At 39.9% G+C, this 24,254-nt stretch carries 26 protein-coding genes and 2 pseudogenes; 25 read left to right on the top strand and 3 right to left on the bottom strand.

Features of this window, described 5'->3' with window-relative positions; genetic code table 11:
- Positions 1-195: 195 nt before the first annotated feature.
- Positions 196-1,842 carry a GspE/PulE family protein gene (locus tag PseudUWO311_RS23220; RefSeq protein ID WP_142657597.1) on the bottom strand — a complete coding sequence of 549 codons (1,647 nt, stop codon included), beginning with the start codon at positions 1,840-1,842 and terminating at the stop codon, positions 196-198.
- Between the two features lie 143 nt (positions 1,843-1,985).
- On the opposite strand from PseudUWO311_RS23220, the gene PseudUWO311_RS23215 reads away from it, so the two are divergent.
- From PseudUWO311_RS23215 to PseudUWO311_RS23135, 17 genes and pseudogenes are all read left to right on the top strand, one after another.
- A complete protein-coding gene (locus tag PseudUWO311_RS23215; protein WP_142657596.1) occupies positions 1,986-2,720 on the top strand; it encodes a pentapeptide repeat-containing protein in 735 nt (244 codons plus the stop codon).
- Positions 2,721-3,828: 1,108 nt separating this feature from the next.
- The gene (locus PseudUWO311_RS23210) at positions 3,829-4,404 is read left to right on the top strand and encodes a hypothetical protein (RefSeq protein WP_142657595.1); all 576 of its coding nucleotides are present in this window, start codon (positions 3,829-3,831) and stop codon (positions 4,402-4,404) included.
- Positions 4,405-4,696: 292 nt separating this feature from the next.
- On the top strand, positions 4,697-5,485 hold the full coding sequence (locus PseudUWO311_RS23205) for a YoaK family protein (protein ID WP_142657594.1): 789 nt from the start codon (positions 4,697-4,699) through the stop codon (positions 5,483-5,485).
- Between the two features lie 17 nt (positions 5,486-5,502).
- A complete protein-coding gene (locus PseudUWO311_RS23200) occupies positions 5,503-6,174 on the top strand; it encodes a hypothetical protein (RefSeq protein ID WP_142657593.1) in 672 nt (223 codons plus the stop codon).
- 2 nt (positions 6,175-6,176) lie between these two features.
- The gene (locus PseudUWO311_RS23195; protein WP_142657592.1) at positions 6,177-6,410 is read left to right on the top strand and encodes a hypothetical protein; all 234 of its coding nucleotides are present in this window, start codon (positions 6,177-6,179) and stop codon (positions 6,408-6,410) included.
- 192 nt (positions 6,411-6,602) lie between these two features.
- Positions 6,603-7,949: a P-loop NTPase fold protein gene (locus tag PseudUWO311_RS23190; RefSeq protein WP_142657591.1), complete on the top strand. Its 1,347-nt coding sequence runs from the start codon at positions 6,603-6,605 to the stop codon at positions 7,947-7,949.
- A complete protein-coding gene (locus PseudUWO311_RS23185) occupies positions 7,930-9,678 on the top strand; it encodes a tetratricopeptide repeat protein (protein ID WP_190303634.1) in 1,749 nt (582 codons plus the stop codon). The genes PseudUWO311_RS23190 and PseudUWO311_RS23185 overlap by 20 nt, the downstream gene beginning before the upstream one ends.
- A gap of 176 nt (positions 9,679-9,854) precedes the next feature.
- On the top strand, positions 9,855-10,076 hold the full coding sequence (locus PseudUWO311_RS23180; RefSeq protein WP_142657589.1) for a hypothetical protein: 222 nt from the start codon (positions 9,855-9,857) through the stop codon (positions 10,074-10,076).
- 3 nt (positions 10,077-10,079) lie between these two features.
- Positions 10,080-10,193: pseudogene (locus PseudUWO311_RS24985) on the top strand (plasmid stabilization protein); the annotation flags it as partial.
- A gap of 191 nt (positions 10,194-10,384) precedes the next feature.
- Positions 10,385-10,573, top strand: a complete 189-nt coding sequence (locus PseudUWO311_RS23170) for a hypothetical protein (RefSeq protein ID WP_142657587.1) — start codon at positions 10,385-10,387, stop codon at positions 10,571-10,573.
- Entirely contained in the window at positions 10,518-10,961 is a 444-nt protein-coding gene (locus PseudUWO311_RS23165; protein WP_142657585.1) for a DUF6036 family nucleotidyltransferase, read from the top strand. Before PseudUWO311_RS23170 ends, PseudUWO311_RS23165 begins: the two co-directional genes overlap by 56 nt.
- A 107-nt stretch (positions 10,962-11,068) precedes the next feature.
- Positions 11,069-11,314 carry a DUF433 domain-containing protein gene (locus PseudUWO311_RS23160; protein ID WP_142657584.1) on the top strand — a complete coding sequence of 82 codons (246 nt, stop codon included), beginning with the start codon at positions 11,069-11,071 and terminating at the stop codon, positions 11,312-11,314.
- The gene (locus tag PseudUWO311_RS23155; RefSeq protein ID WP_142657583.1) at positions 11,314-11,676 is read left to right on the top strand and encodes a DUF5615 family PIN-like protein; all 363 of its coding nucleotides are present in this window, start codon (positions 11,314-11,316) and stop codon (positions 11,674-11,676) included. The genes PseudUWO311_RS23160 and PseudUWO311_RS23155 overlap by 1 nt, the downstream gene beginning before the upstream one ends.
- 28 nt (positions 11,677-11,704) lie before the next feature.
- Positions 11,705-11,911 carry a DUF433 domain-containing protein gene (locus PseudUWO311_RS23150; RefSeq protein ID WP_142657582.1) on the top strand — a complete coding sequence of 69 codons (207 nt, stop codon included), beginning with the start codon at positions 11,705-11,707 and terminating at the stop codon, positions 11,909-11,911.
- Between the two features lie 31 nt (positions 11,912-11,942).
- Positions 11,943-12,278 carry a nucleotidyltransferase domain-containing protein gene (locus PseudUWO311_RS23145; protein WP_142657581.1) on the top strand — a complete coding sequence of 112 codons (336 nt, stop codon included), beginning with the start codon at positions 11,943-11,945 and terminating at the stop codon, positions 12,276-12,278.
- A gap of 77 nt (positions 12,279-12,355) precedes the next feature.
- Positions 12,356-12,778 (top strand): hypothetical protein, encoded by a 423-nt coding sequence (locus PseudUWO311_RS23140; RefSeq protein WP_142657580.1) that lies wholly within the window; start codon positions 12,356-12,358, stop codon positions 12,776-12,778.
- A gap of 134 nt (positions 12,779-12,912) precedes the next feature.
- A complete protein-coding gene (locus PseudUWO311_RS23135) occupies positions 12,913-14,352 on the top strand; it encodes a uracil-xanthine permease family protein (protein ID WP_142657579.1) in 1,440 nt (479 codons plus the stop codon).
- Positions 14,353-14,420: 68 nt separating this feature from the next.
- Here PseudUWO311_RS23135 and PseudUWO311_RS23130 read toward each other — a convergent pair whose 3' ends face one another.
- Complete coding sequence (locus PseudUWO311_RS23130; protein WP_142657578.1) at positions 14,421-15,209, bottom strand: hypothetical protein; 789 nt, start codon at positions 15,207-15,209, stop codon at positions 14,421-14,423.
- 236 nt (positions 15,210-15,445) lie between these two features.
- Between PseudUWO311_RS23130 and PseudUWO311_RS23125 the strand changes: the two genes are divergently transcribed.
- The 3 genes from PseudUWO311_RS23125 to phnE all read left to right on the top strand — a co-directional run bounded on the left by PseudUWO311_RS23125 (position 15,446) and on the right by phnE (position 18,238).
- Positions 15,446-16,465 (top strand): phosphate/phosphite/phosphonate ABC transporter substrate-binding protein, encoded by a 1,020-nt coding sequence (locus PseudUWO311_RS23125; RefSeq protein ID WP_190303633.1) that lies wholly within the window; start codon positions 15,446-15,448, stop codon positions 16,463-16,465.
- A gap of 184 nt (positions 16,466-16,649) precedes the next feature.
- Positions 16,650-17,435: a phosphonate ABC transporter ATP-binding protein gene (locus PseudUWO311_RS23120; RefSeq protein WP_142657577.1), complete on the top strand. Its 786-nt coding sequence runs from the start codon at positions 16,650-16,652 to the stop codon at positions 17,433-17,435.
- On the top strand, positions 17,432-18,238 hold the full coding sequence (gene phnE / locus PseudUWO311_RS23115; RefSeq protein WP_411730317.1) for a phosphonate ABC transporter, permease protein PhnE: 807 nt from the start codon (positions 17,432-17,434) through the stop codon (positions 18,236-18,238). Before PseudUWO311_RS23120 ends, phnE begins: the two co-directional genes overlap by 4 nt.
- Before the next feature lie 3 nt (positions 18,239-18,241).
- Here the strand turns inward: phnE and PseudUWO311_RS23110 are convergent, their stop codons facing one another.
- A complete protein-coding gene (locus tag PseudUWO311_RS23110; RefSeq protein ID WP_142657575.1) occupies positions 18,242-18,787 on the bottom strand; it encodes a 2'-5' RNA ligase family protein in 546 nt (181 codons plus the stop codon).
- Positions 18,788-19,223: 436 nt separating this feature from the next.
- On the opposite strand from PseudUWO311_RS23110, the gene PseudUWO311_RS23105 reads away from it, so the two are divergent.
- From PseudUWO311_RS23105 to PseudUWO311_RS23085, 5 genes and pseudogenes are all read left to right on the top strand, one after another.
- Entirely contained in the window at positions 19,224-20,645 is a 1,422-nt protein-coding gene (locus tag PseudUWO311_RS23105) for a hypothetical protein (RefSeq protein WP_142657574.1), read from the top strand.
- 57 nt (positions 20,646-20,702) lie between these two features.
- On the top strand, positions 20,703-22,112 hold the full coding sequence (locus PseudUWO311_RS23100) for a tetratricopeptide repeat protein (protein ID WP_142657573.1): 1,410 nt from the start codon (positions 20,703-20,705) through the stop codon (positions 22,110-22,112).
- A gap of 228 nt (positions 22,113-22,340) precedes the next feature.
- Positions 22,341-23,048, top strand: a complete 708-nt coding sequence (locus PseudUWO311_RS23095) for a GDSL-type esterase/lipase family protein (protein WP_142657572.1) — start codon at positions 22,341-22,343, stop codon at positions 23,046-23,048.
- 273 nt (positions 23,049-23,321) lie between these two features.
- The gene (locus PseudUWO311_RS23090; protein ID WP_142657571.1) at positions 23,322-23,894 is read left to right on the top strand and encodes a Uma2 family endonuclease; all 573 of its coding nucleotides are present in this window, start codon (positions 23,322-23,324) and stop codon (positions 23,892-23,894) included.
- Between the two features lie 62 nt (positions 23,895-23,956).
- Positions 23,957-24,097: pseudogene (locus tag PseudUWO311_RS23085) on the top strand (toxin-antitoxin system HicB family antitoxin); the annotation flags it as partial.
- Positions 24,098-24,254 lie beyond the last annotated feature (157 nt).

Raw genomic sequence — 24,254 nt, 5'->3', positions numbered from 1 at the left:
TCAAAGTGGCGGCGCGAAGCGCCGCCACTTTGATTTTGGGTTTTTATTTGTTTTTTTTAAGATAGCTAGGACAAATAAATGAAGGCAGCGCTTCGCGCCGCCTTCATTTATTTGGTATTACTTAGCATCACCCAAGAAGGTTGGTATTGATGAGGACAAACTAGACAATTATTGTTCATAAACTATTACTAGCGACTAGCAACCTATATCAGTGAACATTTGTCTTGGCAACACTCGCAACGCTTCTTCTAGGGTAGTAATTCCCGTTGAAATTTTATCACGCACGCTATGAACAAAAGATTCATAACCATGTTCGATTAGATACTCAAGTAATTTTGATTGATTTCCTTCAGCCATAATTTTTCGTACTTGAGGAGTGACATTCAATAGCTCAAATATAGCTTCACGTCCCAAGTAACCTGACCCAAAACAATGTTCACAGCCTTTACCTTTGTGCCAATCTTGGTATTTCATATCCTGTGCTGGAATATTCAAAAATTCAACTTCTTCTTTTGTTGGCACATAGACTTCAGAGCAAAAAGAGCAGACTTTTCTGACCAATCGCTGTGCGACTATGCCCAATAGAGCTTCAGAAATTATACTTGGATGCAGTCCCAAATCTTTCAGTCTTGCCACAGTACTAATTGCATCATTGGTATGCATTGTAGATAGAACTAAATGCCCTGTCATGGCTGCGCGTATAGTGATTTCCGCAGTTTCCAAATCGCGTACCTCACCCACCATAATAATATCGGGATCTTGACGCAAAATTGATTTTAGTCCTGTAGCAAAGGTAAGTCCACCCTTCTCATGCACTTGTCCTTGGGTGATATTTGACAAATTATATTCAATCGGATCTTCCATCGTAATGATATTCACTTGATCCGTTGCTAATAATTGCAAAGTGGCATAGAGCGTACTGGTTTTACCTGAACCCGTTGGACCAGTTACAATAATTAAGCCTTGGGGTTGTGACACCCAACTGCGATAAATTTCAAGGGATTTCGGCATGAAGCCAATATCTTCAATCGTGGTTGTCAGCATTTTATTGCGTGGCAATAGCCGAATTACCGCTTTTTCACCACCAACACAGGGAAAAGTACTAACCCGCATATCTAAATCTAAATCTAGATGATCGGCGGTAACATAATGCTGACTAATACGACCATCTTGAGGACGACGACTTTCACCTATATTCATGTTACTCATCACTTTGAGAGCCACGATGGTCTTACGACTGACTTCAGTCGGTAAAATGCGTGTAGTTCTTAAAATGCCATCGATGCGATAGCGAACGCGCAGCCCTAACTCTGTGGGCTCTAGATGAATATCACTGGCTCGATGTTGCAGTGCAACCGAAATTAAAGCATTAATGCGATGAGTTTGATCAAGGGCTTGCGACAAATAGATCTCGGAAATTTCATCTAAGTGTGCTTCTTCATTTGCACCTGTGAGTGGGTTCACAATTGGTGAAGCAATATCACTTGGCTCAGGTAAATTTTGACGAAGGAACCACAATAGATAACTTTCGGAAGAGATGGTTATATTTTTGATGCCCGTTAACGTAGCATTACTCATTTGCTTGATTTCGTCACTGGTTAATGAATGTGGCGAAGCTAAATAAAAGTAACCATGCCACAGCAATAGAGGGATAATCGGTGGTAAGGATTTGCGGTCATCAAAATAATGAAAAAAACGATAATTGAGCTCTTCATCTAGTAAATCAATCCTCAATCCGCCCCGTTTATCAACCAATAGCTCAATGGCTTTATCGCAATCAATTTCTTGATTGCGAAGACGCTTCCAAATTGAATTAGGAGAAATTTGAGATATTTGACTCATAATATAAAAATGCAAATCAACCAAATCGAGAAATACTTCTCTTGATATAGGGTTTTACAGCAAGAAAAATTAAAAACGTACAGCGATCGCGTTAGGTTTCTTCAAATATAAATACTTCTAATAAATACTTCTAAAATAAGACCATGACTGATATACAACAATTACAACTACTAATGAAAGGAGTAAATGGCTGGAATCAATGGAGAAATGAGTATCCAGATACATTAATCTCATTACAGAATGCAGTACTAAGTGCTGCTGATTTGCGCTATGTCAATTTAAGTTATGCCAATCTAGAAGGTGCGGATTTATATCATGCTAATTTAATTGAGGCGCGATTAGAATATGCAAATTTTGCTAAAGCAAGTTTAAATGGCGCGATCGCTACAGGTTCTCTAATTAAGACCAATTTTAGTGAGGCAAATCTTTATAGTGCTATTTTTAGCTTTGCGGATCTCCGTTATGCCAATTTAGAAAGAGCCAATGCGATCGCGGCAAATTTCAATAGTGCTAATCTCCAAGGTGCAAATTTACAAAATATTAATGCTAGTCATGCCATATTTTGGCAAGCAAACTTAAAAGAGGCTAATTTGAATAGTGCGACTTTTTGGGGTGCTAAGCTTTATTCTACAAATTTAGAGCGATCGCAGTTGCAAAACACTGATTTTAGTGGAGCTGACCTCAGTGGCGCAAATCTCCAGAATGCCGATCTTAGTGGCGCAGATTTACGCGATGCCAATATGAGTAACGTAAATCTCGAAGGCGCAAATCTCGAAGGGATTCTTTGGGGTAAAAATATAAGTCGTTATTCTACGAATTGGAGTAATGCGATCGGTTTAATGTCTGCCCAAAATGTACCCTCGTCTCTTTTACTGTGAAGATGAGAAAGAAGTTACAGCTATAAGCAATGAAAGTTTTGCTTAGGACATAAAACCCAAATAAATAAAGGCGGCGCGAAGCGCCGCCTTTATTTATTTGGGTTTTGATTTGTCCTAGCTATCTCTTTGCTATAGGATAATGCCCCATGCCAGCCATTGATTTTCAGGATTTCCTTCCACGTAACATCAGTTATTTAAAACAAAAGCTATGCTCAGCATCAACTTTGTTTTTAGATTAAATATTATCGTGTCAATATTTTATGTATACTGTATACATAAGTTTTGCAGGGTAACATCAAAACGCAAAATAGCTATGCCATTTTGTGTTTTTAAAATCCCTACTGGGTCTGATTTTCAATTAACAAGAATGTGCCAACACCTTCGTGAATTGGTGTAAGTCATCCCAACTCAAGGAAGATCAAGGAAGTATCGTTGCAATTGCAAAAGGCGAAGCCCAAATCTAGCGCACTTATCAATATCCAAGGTTATCAACAAAACTTTGACAAGAATGCTAGCGTAATTAAACATAAATCCTAAAAAATTGCCAGCAAAACCCACAAAAAATATAGGTTTTAACACGTAATTTTAATTACTCCAAGCCACCTGTAACTTTGTTGTCAACTTTTAAATTTATGAATTTGTAATCGCTTCTACTTTTCCAAATTTACAGGTACACGGTTTCAGAAATATTCCATATTTAAAGATTAAATATATTTAGTATGGGAGATATAAATATTCAAATATCAATCGAATACATTGCAATAAATATTAACAAGAAAATCTAGAGGCTTACTAATAGTAATAATCTCTAAAAATGTTGTATCTAGAAGGACTAAAGAAATTAAAATAAATAATAGCACTAGATTAATTCAACAAAAAAAGTAATTTAGAATACCATTATTCTGCGAATATCCTGTTGTAATGTATCTTGAAAATCCAACTAAATCATTAGCACTAAATTTGCTTTAGCCATAAAATCACTTACTCAATCAATTATTTGCTGACACCTTTTAATGAAATTTATAGTGATAAGCAAGTAGCGCGATCGCTAATTTTAGATTGAGTTGATTAGTTGATTTTGGCAATCAAAAATTAGTAGAGTAAAATTATGCTTAAGAACAAATTCAGCACCATGTTTAAATTGCCTAGTCCCGAATTAATTACTAGATTTAACAGCCTGTGTTTATCGCTCGTTCTGATGTTGAGTGTATTTTTGGGAAATCCTATTCAAGCACAAGCAGACGTAAAAGCATCCAATTTTGATAGCGCGATCTTCGCTGTAGCCAATGAAAATGGGGCAATTTTTTCTAGCTTAATTGCAGATGCGGCTGTAGAGCCTGAAGCAGTAGTCGAAACTCCAGAAGCCAAAGCCGCAGCAAAGGCGGAAGCCAAAAAAGCCAAAGCCGCCGCTAAGCTTGAAGCCAAAAAGCTAAAGGAAGCAGAAGAAGCTAAAGCAGAAGAAGCTAAAGCTGCGGAAAAGGCGGCTAAAAAGGCAGCCAAGCTAGAAGCCAAAAAAGCTAAAGAAGCAGCTAAGCTAGAAGCCAAAAAAGCTAAAGAAGCTGAAAAAGCCGCTGCGGCAGAAGCTGCTGAAGAGAAAGAAAAAGCAGCACCTGAAGCCGATGCTCCAGAAACAGCGACTGAGCCAGCAGTAGAAAGCGCACCTGCCGAAGTTGTTGTTCCTTAGTTTTTGGATTTTCTTAAGCAAGTGTTAGGGATTAAACTCATACGTGATTTCCACTAAGAAGCCTCCTTAAGCCAGAAATTAGTAAGGTGGGCAATGCCCACCCTACCTATCTCCTGCTTGAAAAGTTGTTTTCAGGAAATCACCTAACACTTGGCAACAGTCTATTAATACCAATTCTCGAAAATGCAGTTAAACTTTTGAGAATTGAAAATTGACCCAGCAAGGTTTTTGGATTCTCAAAATGGTATTGCCACTATGAGAATTGGGATAAGATCTAATTCAAGGCAAGCAAATGACTTCAGCAATTCCGCGATCGCAATTCAAGTTTAATCTCAGTGCTTACTTAATCAGTGATGGACCAGCAGGCTTTCTATTAAGTTGGGTCGCTGGGTTTGTTGATACTTCTGCATTTATCATTTTGTTTGGACTATTTACAGCCCATGTGACTGGCAACATTGCCTTGGCGGGTTCTTCATTTGTGAGTGCTGATACTGAGACAACCATTACTCGTTTATTAATGTTGCCCACATTTGTGCTAACTGTGGCTTTGACTTCTCTGCTAGCTCGGTTTTCGCGTCGTCAGCAATGGTGCGTGTTTGGAGTCTTGCTCACTGCGGAAGCGATCGCGTTGGCAGTTTTCCTAGCAATGGGTATGACGCTTTCGCCTGATCTTCTATTTGATGTACAGGAAGATTTGATCTTGCCGATTGGCATCTCTGGTGTAATAGCAATGGCGATCCAAAATGCCTTGATGAAGGAAGCAAAGGGAGTATTCAAAAGCTACATTCCGACAACAGTAATGACTGGAAATACTACGCAACTCACCATTGATGTTGTGCAGTTTTTTCTGGCTAAGTTTGCAAGTGTCCAAACTGAAGTAACTCAAATGGAAGCAAGTGAGTCTTTAGAACGGATTGGTCGATTTGTGCCGACGATCGCAGGTTTTGCTCTTGGTGGATTGCTGGCTGCTTGCTTTGTCTTAGTTTCTGAATCTTGGTGGAGTTTGTCTCTACCTTTGATCATTATTTCGATTTTGGCGATCGCCGCCTATGTCGAACATGGTCGTAAACCTATTACCTAATTCTTTCAGGAAAAGTAATGAAACAACGTTTATTCTCATTTTTTATCAGTGCCATCATTTTTGTCGGATTACTCACTGGCAATGCTTCTCAAGTTCTATCAAGCTCTTTTCCTGCGGCGACTTGGTTAGCTGTTGCCGACGTTGATGGTGCGGAACCTGTTGCCGCCCCTGAAGTAACTGCACCTGAAGTTGTCGCGCCTGAAGCTGCTGCAACCGTAACAGAATCAGCACCAACTGAACCTGCTGTGCCTGTTGCAGAAGTTGCTGCACCAAAACCTACTGATGAAGCAACTAATTTGCTGACTAAATTGGAAACGGAAATAATTCCTCAAATTGAGAGTGTTTTAACTCCTGAGCAGCAAGCAGAATTTGCAACTAAAGTTGCCGCAGGAACTAGTTTTCGCAAGGCTTTTAAAGCTGTAACTTTGACTCCAGCTCAAAAGACTAAGTTGAGTGCAGTATTTAAAGCTATTCCTAAAAAGGATATTTTTGCGACACTCACACCTGCTCAGAAGAAACAATTATTCTTAAAAAATAAGCAACTTTTTATTCCTACGGCTGAAGAAATCGGCGATAAAATTACTGCTGGTATGAAAATGGCAAAGGACAAGTCGCCTTTAGCACCATCAAGTGAGTCGATTGTCGAAAAAATCAAAGCTAAGATGAAAGCTGCTGAGGTAAAGGAGTAATCATGGATGGATTTCTCTCAGGTCGGTTCAACGATTGGCTGTTATTAGTAGCGGCGTTAGTTGCTTCAATGATCATATTCGCTTCTTTACAGAAAGTCGCAAAATCTCTTTTAGTGCCATTTTTAATTGTCGCGATCGCACTGATTTTGGCGAAGGTTGCTTTTGGAGTTACTCCAGAACATCTCTGGTACGAGTCTGTTCATGTAATTCGGAGATTAGGCGCAAGATTTATGTAAACCCAAAAGCGGCGCTAAGCGCCGCTTTTTTTATGAGTTCTAAGATATGTTTCTTAGATGTCAATACTGATCATCGAGGGGTTAAGCCTGTAATAAAGTAGTTTCAAAGATGGATTTGGCATATTTTTTGAATAGTTGCTATTGGTTTGCTATGATTCATCCGTATAGACTAGGCGCAAGTCCAACATAGCCATGACCAACCCTGCCGACAATTTAGCTAAAAATCTGACGGACGCTTATGATATTTGCGATCCTGTGAAGCCTCTTCAGGGTGACGATCTGGACAAATACTATATACCTTTGTTGGAGGCAAGAAAGACTGAGGCGATCGTGCAGGTCGGGCAGATTTTGCAGCAACAAAATGCTAATAAGTTCTCAACTATTTTATTTACAGGGCATCGTGGTTGTGGCAAAAGTACGGAATTACGACGCATCGAAAAGCATTGGCAAAAGGAATATCTGACTATATTTTTAAATGTGGAAGATGAGACAGATATTAATGATGTGGAATATATCGATCTCTATATCACGGTGATTAGGCAAGTTGAAACAGCTTTGAGAAAGCTAAAAATTAAGTTTGATCGCGAATTGCTAAAGAGTTTCGAGAATTGGTTTCGAGACATAACTAAGGAAAACGAAGAATCGGTGCAGCGATCGATTAATACAGAAGCAGAGATGCAATTGGGCGGAGAAGCGCCATTTTTAGCGAAGTTACTATTTAAGTTGTCTGGTCAAATCAAAAATTCTAGTTCTGAAAAAATAACAATTCGCGAAAAGTTGATTAAAGAAGTCTCGCGGATGAAAGGCGATATTAATTTGCTGTTGGCGGATGGATTTAAGAAATTACGCGCTCAGTATCCTCATTTCAAAGGGATTTTAGTAATTCTCGATAATCTCGATCGCTGTCCGCCAGAGGTTTCTAATAAGTTGTTTTTTGATTATGCTGCCCAACTTCAGGAACTCCACTGCACGATCATCTATACTGTTCCAATTTCTATTCTTTATTCTCCACGAGGCTTAAATAATTCCTTTGGCAATCCGCATATTGTGCCGATGATTGGTATTTATGAGTTAGCTCCCGATCGCTATCCATTAGAATACAATCAGAAAGGCTTGGACGCAGTTGCCGCTATTATTGAAAAGCGGGTTGATGCTAAATTGATTTTTGCTTCGCGGAATGAATTAATCGATTTGGTGAAAATGAGTGGAGGTCATGTACGACAACTGATGCAATTAATGCAATTAGCCTGTATTACAGCCAATGGACGCGCTCACGATAAGATTCAACCCGATGATGTGGAATATGCGATTAAGCAGCTTCAGTTTAGTTTTGAGCGTTCCACTCCTAAGAAATATTTTAATGAGTTAGCTAATATCGCCTTAACGAAGGAAATAACTGATGATGAAATTGGTCAGCAAATGCTCTTTAGTACGGCGATTTTAGAATATAACGGTAGCGATCGCTGGAATTATCCCAATCCTTTGTTGATGCGTAGTAATGCCTTTAAGAGAGCGATCGATGACATCCAAACAACCTGATCCATCGGAAATAGCGGCGTTGTTAGAACACAATCAAGAAGTGTTTCAATTTTTGCTGGCTTTTATACAGATGTCGCGAGGTTTGAAGATCGGTTTTATTGAGGTAAACTTTCCACCTGATATCGATAAGGTGATTACAGCGATCGCTGAGCATCCTAAATGTGCATCGATTCAATTTGCGGTGTTGCGATTTGACGATCGCGATATGCGTTTTTTGTTGGAAGGGATTAAGGCGGAGTTATTAAAAATCTCGATTGAACCTGATAAGAAATTAGTGTTGATTTTGCAAGGTTTAGAAAAGGCGATCGCCTATAGTGGTGACAATCCTCCCATTTTAACGAATCTCAACTATGCCCGTGATTCTTTCCCCATCGCAGTTCCCCATCCGCTTCTATTTGCTTTGCCAGATTATGCCGTAACCCGATTCGCTAAGTTCGCACCCGACTTTTGGGCATGGACTTCATCAACCTTCAAGTTTCAAACCCTTCCCGAAACCCGCGAACGCTTAACTGCTGAAGTCTCTAAATTTTTTCATCATCCTGATCGTTATTTGCCTAAACCCGAACAAGGAGAGCGGATTGATTTATTAGAGAGATTATTGCAGGAATATCCTGAAGATACGGAAGCAAATAGTCGCACAAGGTTAGAGTTGCTCAATCAGTTAGGGCAAGCACATCAATCAATTCGTGAGTTTGACAAAGCCAAGTTCTATTTTCAACAGGCGATCAATCTTACTGAAGAGATTGGTTTCAAACGTAGTCAAGCTGAGGCTTTATTTAATTTAGGAACTATTTACTTTAATACAAGAGAATTTGATAATGCTAAACAAATTTTTAATCAATCATTATCAATTATAGAAGAACTTAACGACAAAAGAAAAGAAGCCAGTATTTATCACTGTTTAGGTATGATTGACCAAGAATTAAGAAGATACGCTGAGGCAAAACAAAACTACCAGCAAGCACTCAAGCTCAAAATTCAATTTGGGGATCTCTACTCTCAAGGCATTACATACCATCAACTAGGATGGATTGCACAAGATTTGAAAGAATACGCTAAAGCAAGGGCAAATTATCAACAAGCTCTCAATATTTTCATTGAATTTAATGATTTATATGCTCAATCAAGTGCATACCATCAACTAGGGTGGCTTTCAGAAAATATGAAAAAATATGCTGAAGCTAAGCAAAATTATCAAAAGTCTATTGCTATTAAAGTTGCACTAGGAGATCTCTACTCCCAAGCAAGTACTTATCACCAATTAGGCGTAGTTGCTCAAGGATTAAAAGAATATGAAGAAGCAAAACAAAATTATGAAAAAGCAATCACAATCTTTAGCGAATTTGATGATCGCTATAATCTAGCAAAAACCTATCAAAATTTAGGCATAATCGCTCAAGAGTTAAAAGAATATGACGAGGCAAGACAAAATTATCAAAAGTCTCTTGCTATAAAAATTGAATTAGGGGATCGATACTCCCAAGCTAGTATATATTCTGAACTTGGCTTACTTGCTGAAAAATTAGGCGATTTAGAAAATGCAAAATCACACTACTTTCAAGACTTACAAATATCTAAAGATTTTCAAGATACAGATAGATTGTTACATGCTACGCAAAATCTCATTCGCATATATCGATTACTCCAAGACGAGAATTTATTGTTAGCAATGGCACAAATTTTAGGGACAACTATTGAAAATATTCAGCAAATACTAAAATCAAACTAAACCTTGCGAGAATATGGAGAAGTGCGACAAAACTATCAACAGGTTCTCGCGATCAAGATTGAATTTGGCGATCTTATCAAGGCAAAATTAAAAAGGAAAAAGGAAAAAATGGATGATGATATTTATCGCGATTTAGCTGAAGTATAATAAATTCAAGTGTTTAGCGATCCAAAAACATGACCACCATCCCCGAAACGACTTTTACTAAAATCTTAGAAGCAGCCGATCGCCTTCAATTAGAAGATCAAGAAGACTTGATTCGGATTTTGCAAAACCGACTACGCGACAGACGCAGAGCCGAACTAATTCAAGACTTACAAGAAGCTCAACAAGAATTTGCACTTGGTGAATGTAAGCCCGTCACGCCATCACAACTCATGGAGGAACTTCTCGCGTGAAGATCATGGTCATGTAGTGGCGGATATGATTTGAGAATTATTTTTAAGTTTGTAGAACATGAAGAATCACAGGCAATTCTTCTAGAGACAATTGGCACACATGACGAAGTTTATTAATTAAGTTCAAGCCTTTAGCTGCCCAAAGACATGACACAAAAAAACTTTCCAGAATCTAAAATTAACCTTGTCAAGCGAGCGATCAATCCCAACACAGCACTAAGCCAAAACTGGATCAAAGCAAATCGCAAACAATAACCAAACCAAGACTAAATAGCAATTAAAAATAGCAATTAAAATAGGATAAAAGTATGGAAAAAGTCATTAATAAAATCTCTCTCAAACAGCAAACCAACGACTTTCAATACTGGCAACAACAAACACCTCAAAAACGCCTAGAAGCACTCGAACAAATTCGCCAAGAATATCACCAATACAAATACAATGCTCAACCAAGATTTCAAAGAGTTTATACAATTATTAAACGACAACCAAGTTAAATACCTCGTTATTGGTGGTTATGCTGTCGCAGTTCATGGACATCCACGCTATACCAAAGACATCGACATTTGGATCGAAATAAGCGAAGAAAATGCTCAAAACCTAGTAACAGCATTAACTCAATTTGGATTTGCAAGCTTAGGGTTAATATCTGATGACTTTCAAACACCTAATCAAATCATTCAGCTTGGCTACCCCCCTAACCGAATTGATTTAATCACAAATCCTGATGGCATTGATTTTCAAACCTGCTATGATTCCAAAATTGAAGTAATCCTTAATGATGTACCTGTTAAATTTATCAATCTTGACAATCTCAAAAAGAATAAATTAGCCTCTGGGAGACTTCAAGACCTAGCCGATTTAGAAAAGCTTCAAGATGAGTAAGGTGATCGCAATGCTGATACGAGCGAATTAGAAAAGAAGTGCGATCGCTACTCCCAAGCCAGCACATACAAGCGTTAAAATCAAATTAGCACTTAGGGAGCGATTACATGAACTGGGAAACCTATATCCACTCCGATCCCGATATTTTAGTCGGCAAGCCAGTCATCAAAGGTACAAGGCTTTCCGTCGAATTTATTTTGGGCTTATTGTCAGCAGGTTGGACAGAACAACAAATATTTGAAAACTATCCGACTCTAAACCAAAATTCACTCAGAGCCGTATTTGCCTTTACCTGCGAATGTATGCGCGATATGACGCTATACACAATACCAACACCTCGTAAGGCGAGTTAATGCAGTTTTTAGCAAACGAAAATTTCCCCTTAGTCAGTGTTAGAAATTTGCGAGATTTTGGCTTAGACATCACATCTATCATGGAAGATTCTTCAGGAATTAAAGATACTGAAGTCCTAGCAAGAGCAGTTAGTGAAAATAGAATTATCCTGACATTTGATCGCGACTACGGCGAATTAATTTTTCGACGATTTTTACCAAAACCCATCGGAGTCATTTACTTTCGCTATCAGCCTCTAACCCCAATAGAACCTGCCCATCATCTAATCAGGTTGCTTGATGAAGATAATATAAAATTAACAGAAATGTTTACCGTGCTAGAGCGAAATAAAATACGACAGCGAACATTGCGATCTCGTTAATCCCTATGCAATTACGAGGATTTTTATTATGGTGTGGAAAGATCGAATTACAACAGATCCATCTGTCTGTCATGGTAAGGCATGTATAAAAGGAACGAGAATCATGGTGTCAGTCATTCTCGACAACCTCGCCGCAAGAGTCAGTCAAGCAGAAATCTTGCAGAGTTATCCCACCCTAACCTCCAAGGATATTTTTGCCGCCATCAGCTACGCTGCCGAATTAGCCCGTGAGTAAGCAGATAGTCTCCAAATGGAAAAAGGAAAATATGAATCAATTAACATTAGCGCCAAAGTTAGATAGCCTATTAACAGAATTTCGTGAAGAACTGCAACACCTGTATGGCAGTAAATTCTTGCAACTTGTTTTATATGGTTCACAGGCTCGCAATCAAGCCACAACCGACTCAGACATTGATGTTGCAGTCATCCTCAAATCTCCCATCTACCCTCCCACCGAGATTTTCCACATGGGCGCAATCAAATCTAGACTCAGCCTTCAATACGACGAACTCCTATCCGTGTTTCCCATCTCAGAAGAAGACTTCAGAAATAAATCTACACCACTCTTAAATAACATTCGTAAAGAAGGAATATCTCTATGAGTCAAGTTCAATAATGCAAAAGACTTTCTAGCTCAAGTCAGAGAATACCTAGCTTAAATACTTTCAGAAAATAGACTATGACTACTCAACTAACTGCAACCGAAATCCAAAACATTAGCCAACTTTTGCAAGACTATGCCCCTGCTCAAAAGACCTTAAACCTGCTAAAAGAAACCAATGGCGATCTTGAAAAGAGCTTTGAGGAGCTATGGACAGAACAACATGGACAACAGGACTTCGACAAAACCAAACTTTGGCAATCCACAGTTAACGTCTTCCGCCAAGAACTATGCGGCAAAGAAGGCTTTCAAAATCAGGTCAAAGAATATAACAAAAATCCTACTAGCGCTCCATTACTCACAGGATTAATTGTTTCCGTAGTTCATTCGGTCGGCTTCCCAATTGATCCTGCGATCGCAACTGTTGTTGTTCTCTACATTCTCAAAGTTGGCATCAATATCTTCTGCGATTACATTAATCCAGAGGCAACCAAGAAGTAAAGTTTACAAAAAAAGGCGGCGCTTCGCGCCGCCTTTTTTTTGATTTCTGATTTTGTAGTGATTCTAGCGGAAATTTTTTGAATAACTGTATACAGTATACAAACTGATATTTCAAACAACCCAAGCAAGACATCATGGCAGATAAAGAACTGAACCTAGTCAAAGAGCTAGGCGAAGATATTGCTAAGGCTCCAGTGGTCACTAAGTCTGGATTAATTTATGGACTAAATGATAAACCTCCTGTTGTCGAAGCTATTTTCGTAGCTTTTCAGCATGTTCTTGCTGCTTTTGTTGGGATCATTACTCCTCCAATTATTATCTGTACCAGTCTAGGATTGGATGCGGCAAATACTAGTTATTTGATTAGTATGTCGCTCTTTACTTCGGGAATTTGCACTTATATTCAATGTAAAAAGATTGGTCCAATCGGTTCAGGTTTGCTAAGTCTACAAGGGACTAGTTTTGCTTTTCTTGCACCAATTTTAGGCGTAGGTACAGCTTCTTTACAAAGAGGTGATTCCCCAGAACAAGCTCTAGCATTGATTTTTGGAGTTTGTTTGTTTGGCTCATTTGTGATAATTATTTTGAGTCAGTTTATTCATCTCTTCGACAAAATCATTACACCAGTTGTATCTGGTACGGTCGTAATGATTATTGGTTTAGGCTTGATTAAAACGGGAATGATCAGTCTTGCAGGCGGGGCTGTGGGTCTAGCCAAAAATGATGGTTCCTTTGGTAGTTTTCAGAATCTTGCCCTCGGCGGTGCAGTTCTATTTATTGTAGTTGTGCTAACACTTTCGCCTAATCGTTATTTGAGAATGGGTGCGATCGCGATCGGTTTAGCAGTTGGTTTTATCGCCTCCCTATTTCTTGGCATAGTCAACTTCAATACTTTTAGCCAAATGCCATTCTTTAGGCTTCCAGTCCCTTTCCGTTACGGAATTAGTTTTGATTTCGGAGCTTTCTTACCATTTGTTTTGATATACATATTGACAGCAATTGAAACCGTTGGCGATTTGACAGCAACTTCGGCTGTATCTGGAGAACCAGTAAGTGGTGGTGTATATGTTCGCCGCATCAAAGGAGGAGTATTAGGAGATGGAATAAACTCATTGATTGCCGCAGTCCTAAATACTTTCCCAAATACAACCTTTAGTCAAAACAATGGTGTTATCCAAATGACAGGCGTGGGCAGCCGTTACGTTGGTTTCTATGTAGCGGGTATCTTTGTAATATTAGGTTTATTGCCTTTCGTGGGCGGGATATTCCAATCAATTCCACAGCCAGTTTTGGGTGGTGCAACCCTAGTTCTATTTGGCTCGATCGCAGTGGCGGGATTAAACATCGTTGTATCAGCGGGACTGGATCGCCGCTCCATAATTATTGTTGCTGTGTCCTTAGGTTTAGGATTAGGAGTAATATTTGCTCCCGAGATTTTTGTTGGAAAGCCAGCTATTTTTAGCAATCTATTTGGTTCTTCTATCTCTACAGGTGGTTTGACAGCAATTCTGCTTAGTGGGCTATTGCCTAGGTCTGAGGAAGCGGCTCTTGTGGAGCAAGAAAATCCCGTCTAGTCTCCTTACAAAAAACAAGAAGGGAAGAGCGGCGCAAAGCGCCGCTCTTCCCTTCTTGTTTTTTTGAGCTAATAAATTGATTCCTTTGGTTTTACCAAATTAATCGCTCTCAAACCCGAAATCACCCCCGTACCAATCACAGCACCAGATAATCCACGCATTGCATTCTCGACAGGAATTATGGGAATTAACATATTCCAAATAGGTTCTGGCCAGTTGAATAGATAGTAAGTAAATGGAACTTGGCTAAGGTGAGCCAGTCCACAAATTGTCCAAGTTCCGCAAAAGATCCCGATCGCTACTTTTACAAAATTACTGCTACTAATCAGACGTGAAAATAATGTGCGCGTTGGCAACACAAATAATATTACGGCTGACCAGTCGATAAAGGCTCCTGCCACAAAAGTATTTACAGGAATCCCATTACGTATAATTGCTAAATAGGCATAAGCTGCAAGCTCGATCGCAAACAGAACTGTTAATCCCAAATACCAATATTTGCGCTTTTGTCCAGTCACCATCGAGCCTGCCGCAAAGCTAGAGATCACTGCTCCCCAAATTGCGATCGCGGGAACTCCTGCGGTGTAGGGTGCAAGAAATACGCCAATTAATGTACCAATGCCACTAGCTAATGCACCTGCTAGGGGACCAAGTAACCAACCAAGCAGAGGATAAATACTTTGACTCAGGGGAATGCCTTTGCCTGAACCAAGCACGATCGAAAAAGGAATAAATGCTAAAACCGTAGCAACGGCAGCGAGGACGATAATATAAGCGATCGGTGCACCGTCGATTGCTGCACCTCCCATAGTTTTAACTTCGCGTTCTAAGCCTTCGGGGATTTGATCTTCGGTCATAGCGATTTCACTGCGTATCAATTACGAATTACAAATTACGAATTACGAATTATAAAAAAATAATTCGTAATTCGTAATTATCAAATCATTTTTGCAGCTTGGGCAGATAGGCGATCGCGATAAACTTGAAAAAAAACTGTAAGTTATTGACTTTAATTCTCAAGTAAGCTTAAGCTATATTTATTAGTTATTGCAAGTAATTCTTTATTAGCTTATTGCCTGTTTTCAAAAAATCAATGAAAAAAATTTCGTGTTTGCCTATTAATCTTGCCGTAGTCACAGGGTTAATATCTTTGGTAGGTTTAACCGCTTGTACAGGAAATACTCCACAGCCTCCATCTCAGACTAATGTAGCTCAGACATCCACTCCAGCCAAGGAAACAGCCCCAGCCACAAAGCCTACTCCTACTGAAATAGCACAGGCTCCACTCAAAGAAGTCACGATCGCTTTTGCAACTCGCCGTGATACTAAAGATTTGCAAAATAAGGTTGATCAAGTTACGGCAATTTTATCAAAAGAAGTTGGTATGCCTGTGAAGGGGATCACCGCTGACGAGACAGCTTCGGTAGAAGCTTTAAAAGCCAATCGAGCCAATGTTGCTTTTTTGAGTGGTCGTGCTTCACTCAAAGCCGAGCAATTATCTGGCGCAAAAATGTACTTAGCTGAAGTTCGTGCTGACTATTCGGGTGGCAAGACCTACAACTCTGTCTTTGTCGTTCCTGAAGATAGCCCGTTAAAAACCTTGGCTGATCCTACCCAAACCCTAGAACAGTTGCGAGGTAAGCGCATGGCGTTTACCTCTCGTTCTTCTGGGTCTGGATTTATTTTTCCTGTCAGTGAATTGGTGGGACTTAAGTTCGTTGATGGGCCCGATCGCTTAGAACAGTTTTTTAGCAAGGTTACCTATGGGGATGGCTATAGTAGTGCATTGCAAGCATTATTGCGCGGTCAAGCTGATGTTGCCGTAGTTTCTGAATATGCGCTGCTCCCACCTTGGATTACAGCGGAAGAAGGTAAAAAATTGCGGGTACTGCACTCAGTCCCTAACGTTCCAGCACATGGGATCGTCATTGATGATAGTGTGCCAGCCGATCTACGCGAAAAGTTGATTAAGGCTTTTTTAAAGCTGAATGAGCCTGAGAATAAAGCCCTGTTTCTCAGCCTTTACAACTCCACTGAGTTAGTCAAAGTTGATCATGAGCAACATTTGGCGACGATGCGTACTGCAATTCAACGGGCTGGGCTGAAACCATAACAAAGAAAATTTACCCCACCCTAACCCTCCCCTTGCAAAGGGGAGGGAACAAGATTTCTGGTCTTCCCCCTTTGCAAGGGGGAATTAAAGGGAGTAAAGCTCGACTTATGACTAAGCGATGGGAGATTCTCTACAAGAAATAACCTTAGATACCTATATTCAAAAAAATCAGAAACTTTAAATTATGGAACTTGGATCAGAAACAGAAAATAATTCACCTGCGATCGCCTGTCAAAATGTCCGCACTGCTTATCAGCCAACTTTAAAGCGTCCGATTTTGAATGGAATTGATCTGCAAATCAATCATGGGGAATTTGTGGCTTTACTTGGACTGAACGGGGCAGGTAAATCAACACTTTTGCGATCGCTGGTGGGATTAGTTCCTGTCAGTCAAGGAGAAATCCAGATCTGTGGGACTTCAGTAAAACCAAAGCAAGTCGATGAAGTTCGTAAAAATGTCGGCTTTCTCTTTCAAGGCGGAGGCTTAGTCGATCAGCTTTCCTGTTTAGATAATGTTCTCTGTGGATGCCTTGGAGATCTCAATACATGGCAGAGTTTATGGGGTTTTCCACAACGCGATCGGCGGGTAGCTATGCAATTGTTGCAAAAAATGGGATTGCAAGAACAAATCTACCAAAAAGCTCGCCAACTAAGCGGCGGACAACGCCAACGAGTTGCGATCGCCCGTACCTTGATTCAGTCACCGCATATTTTGCTAGCCGACGAGCCAACTACTGGCTTAGATATATCGGGAGTTGAGCAAGTGATGAGTAGTTTACAAGAGATGAATCGCAAAGGATTGACAGTTGTGGTCGTACTGCATGATCTTGCTCTTGCAGCCAAGTATGCTCAGAGAGCGATCGTTCTTCAAGAAGGGCAGGTCTGGTATGATGGGGACTGTCAAAATATGGATAGAGAGTTTGCCAAGTTGCAAAATCTATCCCTTGTTCAGTCCGCTAGCGCTGCATAATGAAATTTCTTGATCGAGTTCACCCCTATACTTCCAGCCGTTACAACATCTGGGCTTTCAGAGTTTTAGTAATTATCGGTCTAGGATGGGCTTATATTTGGTCATTACATGGTTTAAAAGTTGATCCGAAGTTAATCCAAACTAGTCTGCCTTACATGGCGGATTTTTTGTCGCGTCTTTGGCCGCCTGATTTGAGTATTTTGGATGTGGCGATCAAGGCGTTAATTGAGACTGTACAAATGTCACTTTGGGGAACGACGATCGGCGCAATTCTCTCAATTCCGATCGCTCTATTGTCAGCCCAAAATCTTTCGCCATTGTGGTTACGTTGGATGGCAAATCTTTTCCAGAATGCTGTTCGTTCAGTTCCATCGATTATTTTAGGATTGTTTTTTGTGGCGGCGACAGGATTGGGTGCACCTGCGGGAACTTTGGCGTTGGGCATATACACGATTGGTTATCTAGCAAAGTTCTATCAAGAAGCGATCGAGTCCGTAGATAAGCGATCGCTAGAATCTCTACAAGTGAGCCGCGCCTCATGGTGGCAAATTGCTCAATATGGAGTCATGCCACAGGTTTTACCGCTTTGCCTCGGCTACACGCTCTATATGTTTGAATACAATATCCGTGCTGCCTCAGTTTTAGGAGTAGTCGGTGCGGGGGGAATTGGCTTCGAGCTAGTCAGCTATATTCGCGGTTTTGAGTATAGCAAAGCGATGACGATGATGCTAGTTCTATTGGTAGTTGTGACTAGTATTGATGCGCTCAGCAGTCAATTGCGGAATAAATTTAAATCAGATTAAAATCTAATTTTCTAGAAAGGCAAAGTTGGATAAAACATTCCATTTCTGCTCATCATGCACCAATAGTGTCAGATTAGTCGCCTCAAATTCAAAATTTATTTTGCGATCGCGAAATTCTGCCCAAGCCATTTCAAAGTTGTTAGGAGTCAAGTCTCGAAAAGCAACGGTCATATGTGGCACAAATGGTCTAGAAGCATAGGGATCGATAATGCTCAGAGTATTCGCAAATATTGCTGCAATATCTACATATAGATTTGGCAATACTAAGTTAGGAGCAACATCAATGTAAATAACGCGAGGTGGGAAAGCCGCAAATCCTGATAGGTTAATCGTAAAGGGCGATCGTTTTTTAGCAAATTTCTCTAGATCGATTTGTAATGCCTCAATGCGATCGCTAGATAGTTTAAAGGGAGGGATGAGAGTGATATGTGGTGGAGCTTTGAGCGCTGCTTTGGTGCTGTAGCGAGCTTCAAAATCTGATTGAATTTGCTTAACTTGATCTTGAATAAGTTCAGGCGGCAATAGCGCGACAAAAAATCTTTGGTTCATTAGGTCATGTTTGGTTCAAGGGTTATCATACAATTTGTAATGTTTTAGGCGATAGCGATCACTAAATTGTCAAAGGCAAGAAAAAAAGAGCAAAATTGCTTAAATGTTAATAAAAAGAAAATATCCATCTACAGTCATAATTATTAGAATTGCTGATATATATAGCTGTTGCCAACCATAAGTCTAAAGAAGCTCGTGGCGGCACTCAACCGCGCGACTCGCTTTTGGGGACTTTTATGTCCTTAGATAGTTGGCGATCTCCATAACATGATTACTAGACCTGTTGCGATATAATAGTTAAAATCGCTAAAAAGCTTGCCCAGAATACACTTTAATGGAATTTTCTGAAAAAACTATGAAACATGTATTGCAAGAAGAATTCAAGACTTTTTGAGCTAATATCCCAACAGGTCTAAATATAGGAGTTGATGAAGTTATGCAAACGCAATATTCAACTTATCGCACATTACTTGCACCAGTTTCGGGGCACGGACTTTCCGAAGCGGAAGCAAAGGATATCTTGCGGCAAATACTTCCTCATCTATGCGAAATGCATGATCGTCAACAATCACATGGCTCCATTTCACTAGACACAGTTGCCTATGATTATAGCCGTATGGAGATTATACTGCTGAGTGCAAATGGAACTAATAATCCGATTTATCTAGCGCCAGAGGTTTTGCAAACGCAACAACCTACACCTACAGGAGATATTTATGCACTTGGTGTAGTAATCATAGTGTTGTTAACAGGCTTTCCACCCCAAGCACTAAAAGCCCAAAACGATACATGGAACTGGCAACAGCTTTGCAATATAAGCGATCAGTTTATGCAAATTCTAAATATTGCTCTCTTAGCTGAACCTGACTTGCGCTATGACAATGCAGGACAAATGCTGAAATCTCTACAACCAATTATTAATCCTTCTGAACCTACGATCACCTCTCTAAATAGCGATTATGGCACACTATTATTGTCTCCTACGCTCCTTAAAGTTCTGTCGTCGAGACAATCATCGCCAATTCCATTATCTTCCGAATCACCTTCTTCAGAATCATTAAATTCGGAACCAAATAATAGTCATAAAACCAAAAAACTTAAGGTGAATTTTTCAAATACTCAAATTTACAGAAAGGTAAATACTTCTAAAAATCAATCCCAAGTAACTACCAAAGACATAACGCGAAAATTACTTACTGTAATTTTAGGGGTTGGTGTTATTTTTAGCAGTGCATTTGGAGCATACTTTTATGCACGATCCAAATCTGCTGATATTGAGAAGAAAAATTTAGAACTTGCCAATGCTGTAGTTCAATTAAAGGATAAAGAGACCATTCTTACTAATGAGATCGCACTTACTGAAGAGGAGAGAAAAGCTGATGATGATGTAGAAAAATTAATCTCTTTAGCCAAAGTCAAATATGAAAATGCAGGTGATTTGATAGAATCAAAAACTATGTTACAAGCGATCCCTCTTGACAGTCGTATGCGCTCAAAAGCAGACCAACTCTTGGCTCAATGGGAGCAAGATATTAAGAAAAATAGTGATCTTATTCAAAAAGCAGAGAAGGCAACAAAAGATGAAAAATGGCAAATCGCGATCGATACACTTAAAGGTATTTCGCCAACTCCTTACTGGCAGTTGCGTGGCAAGGAAATTGTAGAAGAAGCAAAACAAAAGCTAGCTAACGCTACTGTTGTTACGCCAGCATCTCAATCTGTCGCGGCTCCTTTAACGAACGTGGATACTCCTCGCACTGTGTCTGCTGAGACATATAATCCTCCTGCTGAGACATATACTCCTCCTGCTGAAAAGCCATCTCCGCCACTACCACCAGCGCCGCGCGTTGCTCAGTAAAATTTCTCCAAAACTAAAACTTCAAATCAAAACTTATCTGTTCAAACAATAAAAATCATGACTTTTCACTCTCTAATTCTTCGGTCATTAACTTATTGCTTGATTTTATCTGGTTGCACATTAGAATTTTTTTTTGGATTCACCGCTCAATCAGCTTATAGCCAAACGCAGTCTTGTAATATTGGCTCAAATCCTAAGCATCCTGGTAATTACAAACTACTGGGCAGCATTTTTCTGGGTCAAAAACGATTTCAAAAAGCCCTCGATTGTTTTGAACTTGCTCTGCAAGATGAACGCGGAATTAAAGATCCAGAACTATGGAATAATCACGGTTTGGCATTGGCTGGACTCAAAAAATTTGATCGAGCGATCGCATCCTACGATAAGGCATTGCAAATTAGTCCAGGTGCGATCTTTGTTGATCGTGTTGAGCCTAAAGCAAAAGCAGAAGACTACTACCTGTGGTGGTTTAATCGCGGCACAGCATTAGTTGATCTCAATCGCTATGAAGAAGCGATCGCGTCTTTAGATCAATCTATAAAGATTAAACCTAACTATAGTTTTGTCTGGTTTTTTAGGGGACTAGCGTTGTTTCGATTAGAACGCTATGAAGAAGCCAGAGCTGCCTACCGCCGTGCTGTTTTACTCTCTCCCAATACTCCGTACATCGCATCTAAAGACTTAATCAGCCTTCAAGACTATTTAGTTTACTACGGTCAAGCTGAAGCAAAATCAAGACTAGGAAGCTATCAGGATACGATTCAAGCTTTTGAACGCGGTCAAAAAATTCGGCGTAGTAACCCTCAGATAAAGCTCATTGAAGACAAGAGTAGTGAAAATCTCTATGAGGCTTTTATTGATGGCATTCGATTACTCGATCAAGGCGAGAACAAAAAAGCATTAATTACTTTTGAGCAATTGATTGCTCAAAAGCCTGATTATACAAATGCTTGGTTTGGGAAGGCTGATGCATTAACTGCATTGAAACTTTATCCAGAGGCTATATTAGCCTATGATCGGGTTATTTCCATTGAACCTGATGACTATGCTTCTTGGTATAAGAAGGGAAATGTGCTTAGGAAAGTAAACCGTAAGGAAGAAGCGTTACAGGCATACCAAACGGCTATAGATTTATCAGGTGGATTCTCTGAAGTCTGGCACAATCGGGGCGTGATTTTCTACGATCTAAATAAAGATGCGGAAGCGATCAATGCTTATTCTCTCTCTCTAAAAGCAAACAATTTATGGGGAGGTATTGCAAGAATTGATACCCAATATGCTTTGGCTGCCACCTTATATCGTGCCAAGCGTTATAGTGAATCTCTGTTTGCTGTTGAGAAAGTACTACAAGAACAGCCAACCTATCAAGAAGCGCTAGAACTGCGTAAGTTGATCAAAAAAATCACGGATTGCGATCGCGCTAAAACACCATCTGAATGTAGCGTAGAACCTACTCCCTCGAAGTGAATAATTAGAGATGCACGGCAAAGTCGGATATAACAAATTATTCACTTTATCTAAAAACCCACAAGAGAGTTGCGCCGCAACTCTCTTGTGGGTTTGCATCTCTTAAGACAAGCGATCGCTACAAAACAAAAATCAAGCTAAAGACCTATTAAGTAAAAGTACTTAGTTGCGCTAATCTAGATGTAGATTTGTAAAGTAACTGATTCAGTATCCTAAGCGCTTTGCCTGATGACGACCTTAAACCTCCAGAAAACGCCTGTTAATCTCTTTTGCCACTCCCCGCATCCCCTTAAAGTTACAGCTTTTGGTGATAGTTTAATCTATGGCTACGGCGATCCTGTCAATGGGGGCTGGGTCGAGCAACTGAGGCGACAATGGATGGCTACAGAACCCAGTCATGTTCTCTATAACCTAGGGGTACGCGGAGATACGACTGCACATGTAAATCAAAGATTAGAGCAAGAATTTTTGCTGCGGGGAGAACTCCGCAATAAGCGCCCTGATTTGATGATCTTGTCCGTTGGGGTGAATGATTCGCCACGAGTTGGTAAGCGATCGGGGAGAAACATGACGGATTACGATCGCTTTACTTTAGAAATTGTCAACTTACTCGACAAAGCCCAGAGCCTCTGTCCATTGATATTTGTCGGCATGGTTCCCGTTGACGAATCAAAAATGCCTTTTCTCGATTGCTTACATTTCAATCACGAGGATCAATTCCGCTATAAAGAATTCACGAAACTAGCTTGTCAAATGCGAGATATTCCCTACTTAGATATCTTCGATCTATGGCAAGAACGGGGTCAAAATTGGATGCGCGATCGCATCTGTCAGGATGGTTTGCATCCAAATACTAATGGCTATCTTGCACTTTTGGAAGATATTCGCAATTGGCAGCCATTAATGCAGTTAGAATATGTAAGTGGAGCTTGCTGAAAAAGAGACTAAATTGCCGAGAAAAAGAATTAAAGCTACGGATTGCTTTTATTAAAGGAAGAACAAGTAGTTGACAGCCGAACATAACCAAAGAAAAACAGAAAAAAGCAAGCCGCTTGTGCAGAGATTCCAAATTCATCAACAAGAAAGTGATAGCGATCGCAGTTTCCTAATTGTGAGCCTATTTCGTCATCACGCAGTCTAGACTTACCTTCAATCTAGATTGTTTAAAATGCTAAAATTTGTGTGTGCCTGTATCTTCAAACTAAAATTATGAATACGGTAACTTTAAATCTTGCGCCAATCTCGAAATTAGCTGACGATCAGTTTTACGATCTATGTCTAGCTAATCCTGATGTCAAGTTTGAGCGTAATTCTAGAGGAGAGGTAATTATTTTGGCTCCGACGGGTGGAGAAACGGGAATTTATAATGCGGGTTTGATTGCTCAGTTTTGGATTTGGAATAATCGCTTTAAGCTTGGTAAGGTATTTGATTCATCGACTTGTTTTAAGTTACCTAATAATGCTAATCGATCGCCTGATGTGTCGTGGATTAGTCTGGAGCGATGGAATGCATTAACAGTTTCTCAAAAAGAAAAGTTTCCACCAATTACGCCTGATTTTGTTTTGGAGTTGATGTCGCCAACGGATACGCGCAAGGAGACTCAATCGAAAATGCAGGAATATATCGAAAATGGCGCAAGGCTAGGCTGGTTGCTAGATCGCAGAGCGAATATTGTCGAGATTTATCGCCCAAATCAAGTCGTGGAAGTTCTCACTAATCCTGATGTGTTATCTGGTGAGGATGTCTTACCTGAGTTTAGTTTAGACTTGAGATCGCTTTGAGCATAAATGTAGTATGGATCTACAAAGGCAAAAACTAGTAATGAGGCTGCATGGAAGATAAATCTAGATCAGAAACTGAAAAAATTGCGGCTTTGATGACGGAGGGCTATCTTAAGGAACGGGCTAAGAGGGGAAGTCGGGCAAGGTATGAGGCGATTTTGGCTAAGGTTCCAGATATTGAGCCAGAAGTATATGATCGATAGGCGATCTATTATTAATTAGGGCTTGCTGAGAAAGAAACTAAGCGAAAAGGAGTGTGCAAAGAGGAAGAGGATAATACTTTGACTGTCTACTAGGAAATTGCCAAGAAAAAGAATTAAAGTTAAAGAGCGGTTTCCGCGAAGGAAGAACAAAGAGTTG

Source organism: Pseudanabaena sp. UWO311, from assembly GCF_006937785.1.
In the GTDB taxonomy this organism is placed as follows: domain Bacteria; phylum Cyanobacteriota; class Cyanobacteriia; order Pseudanabaenales; family Pseudanabaenaceae; genus Pseudanabaena.
Note: the sequence above shows the minus strand (reverse complement) of the source record. Positions and strands in the feature narration are given on the sequence as shown.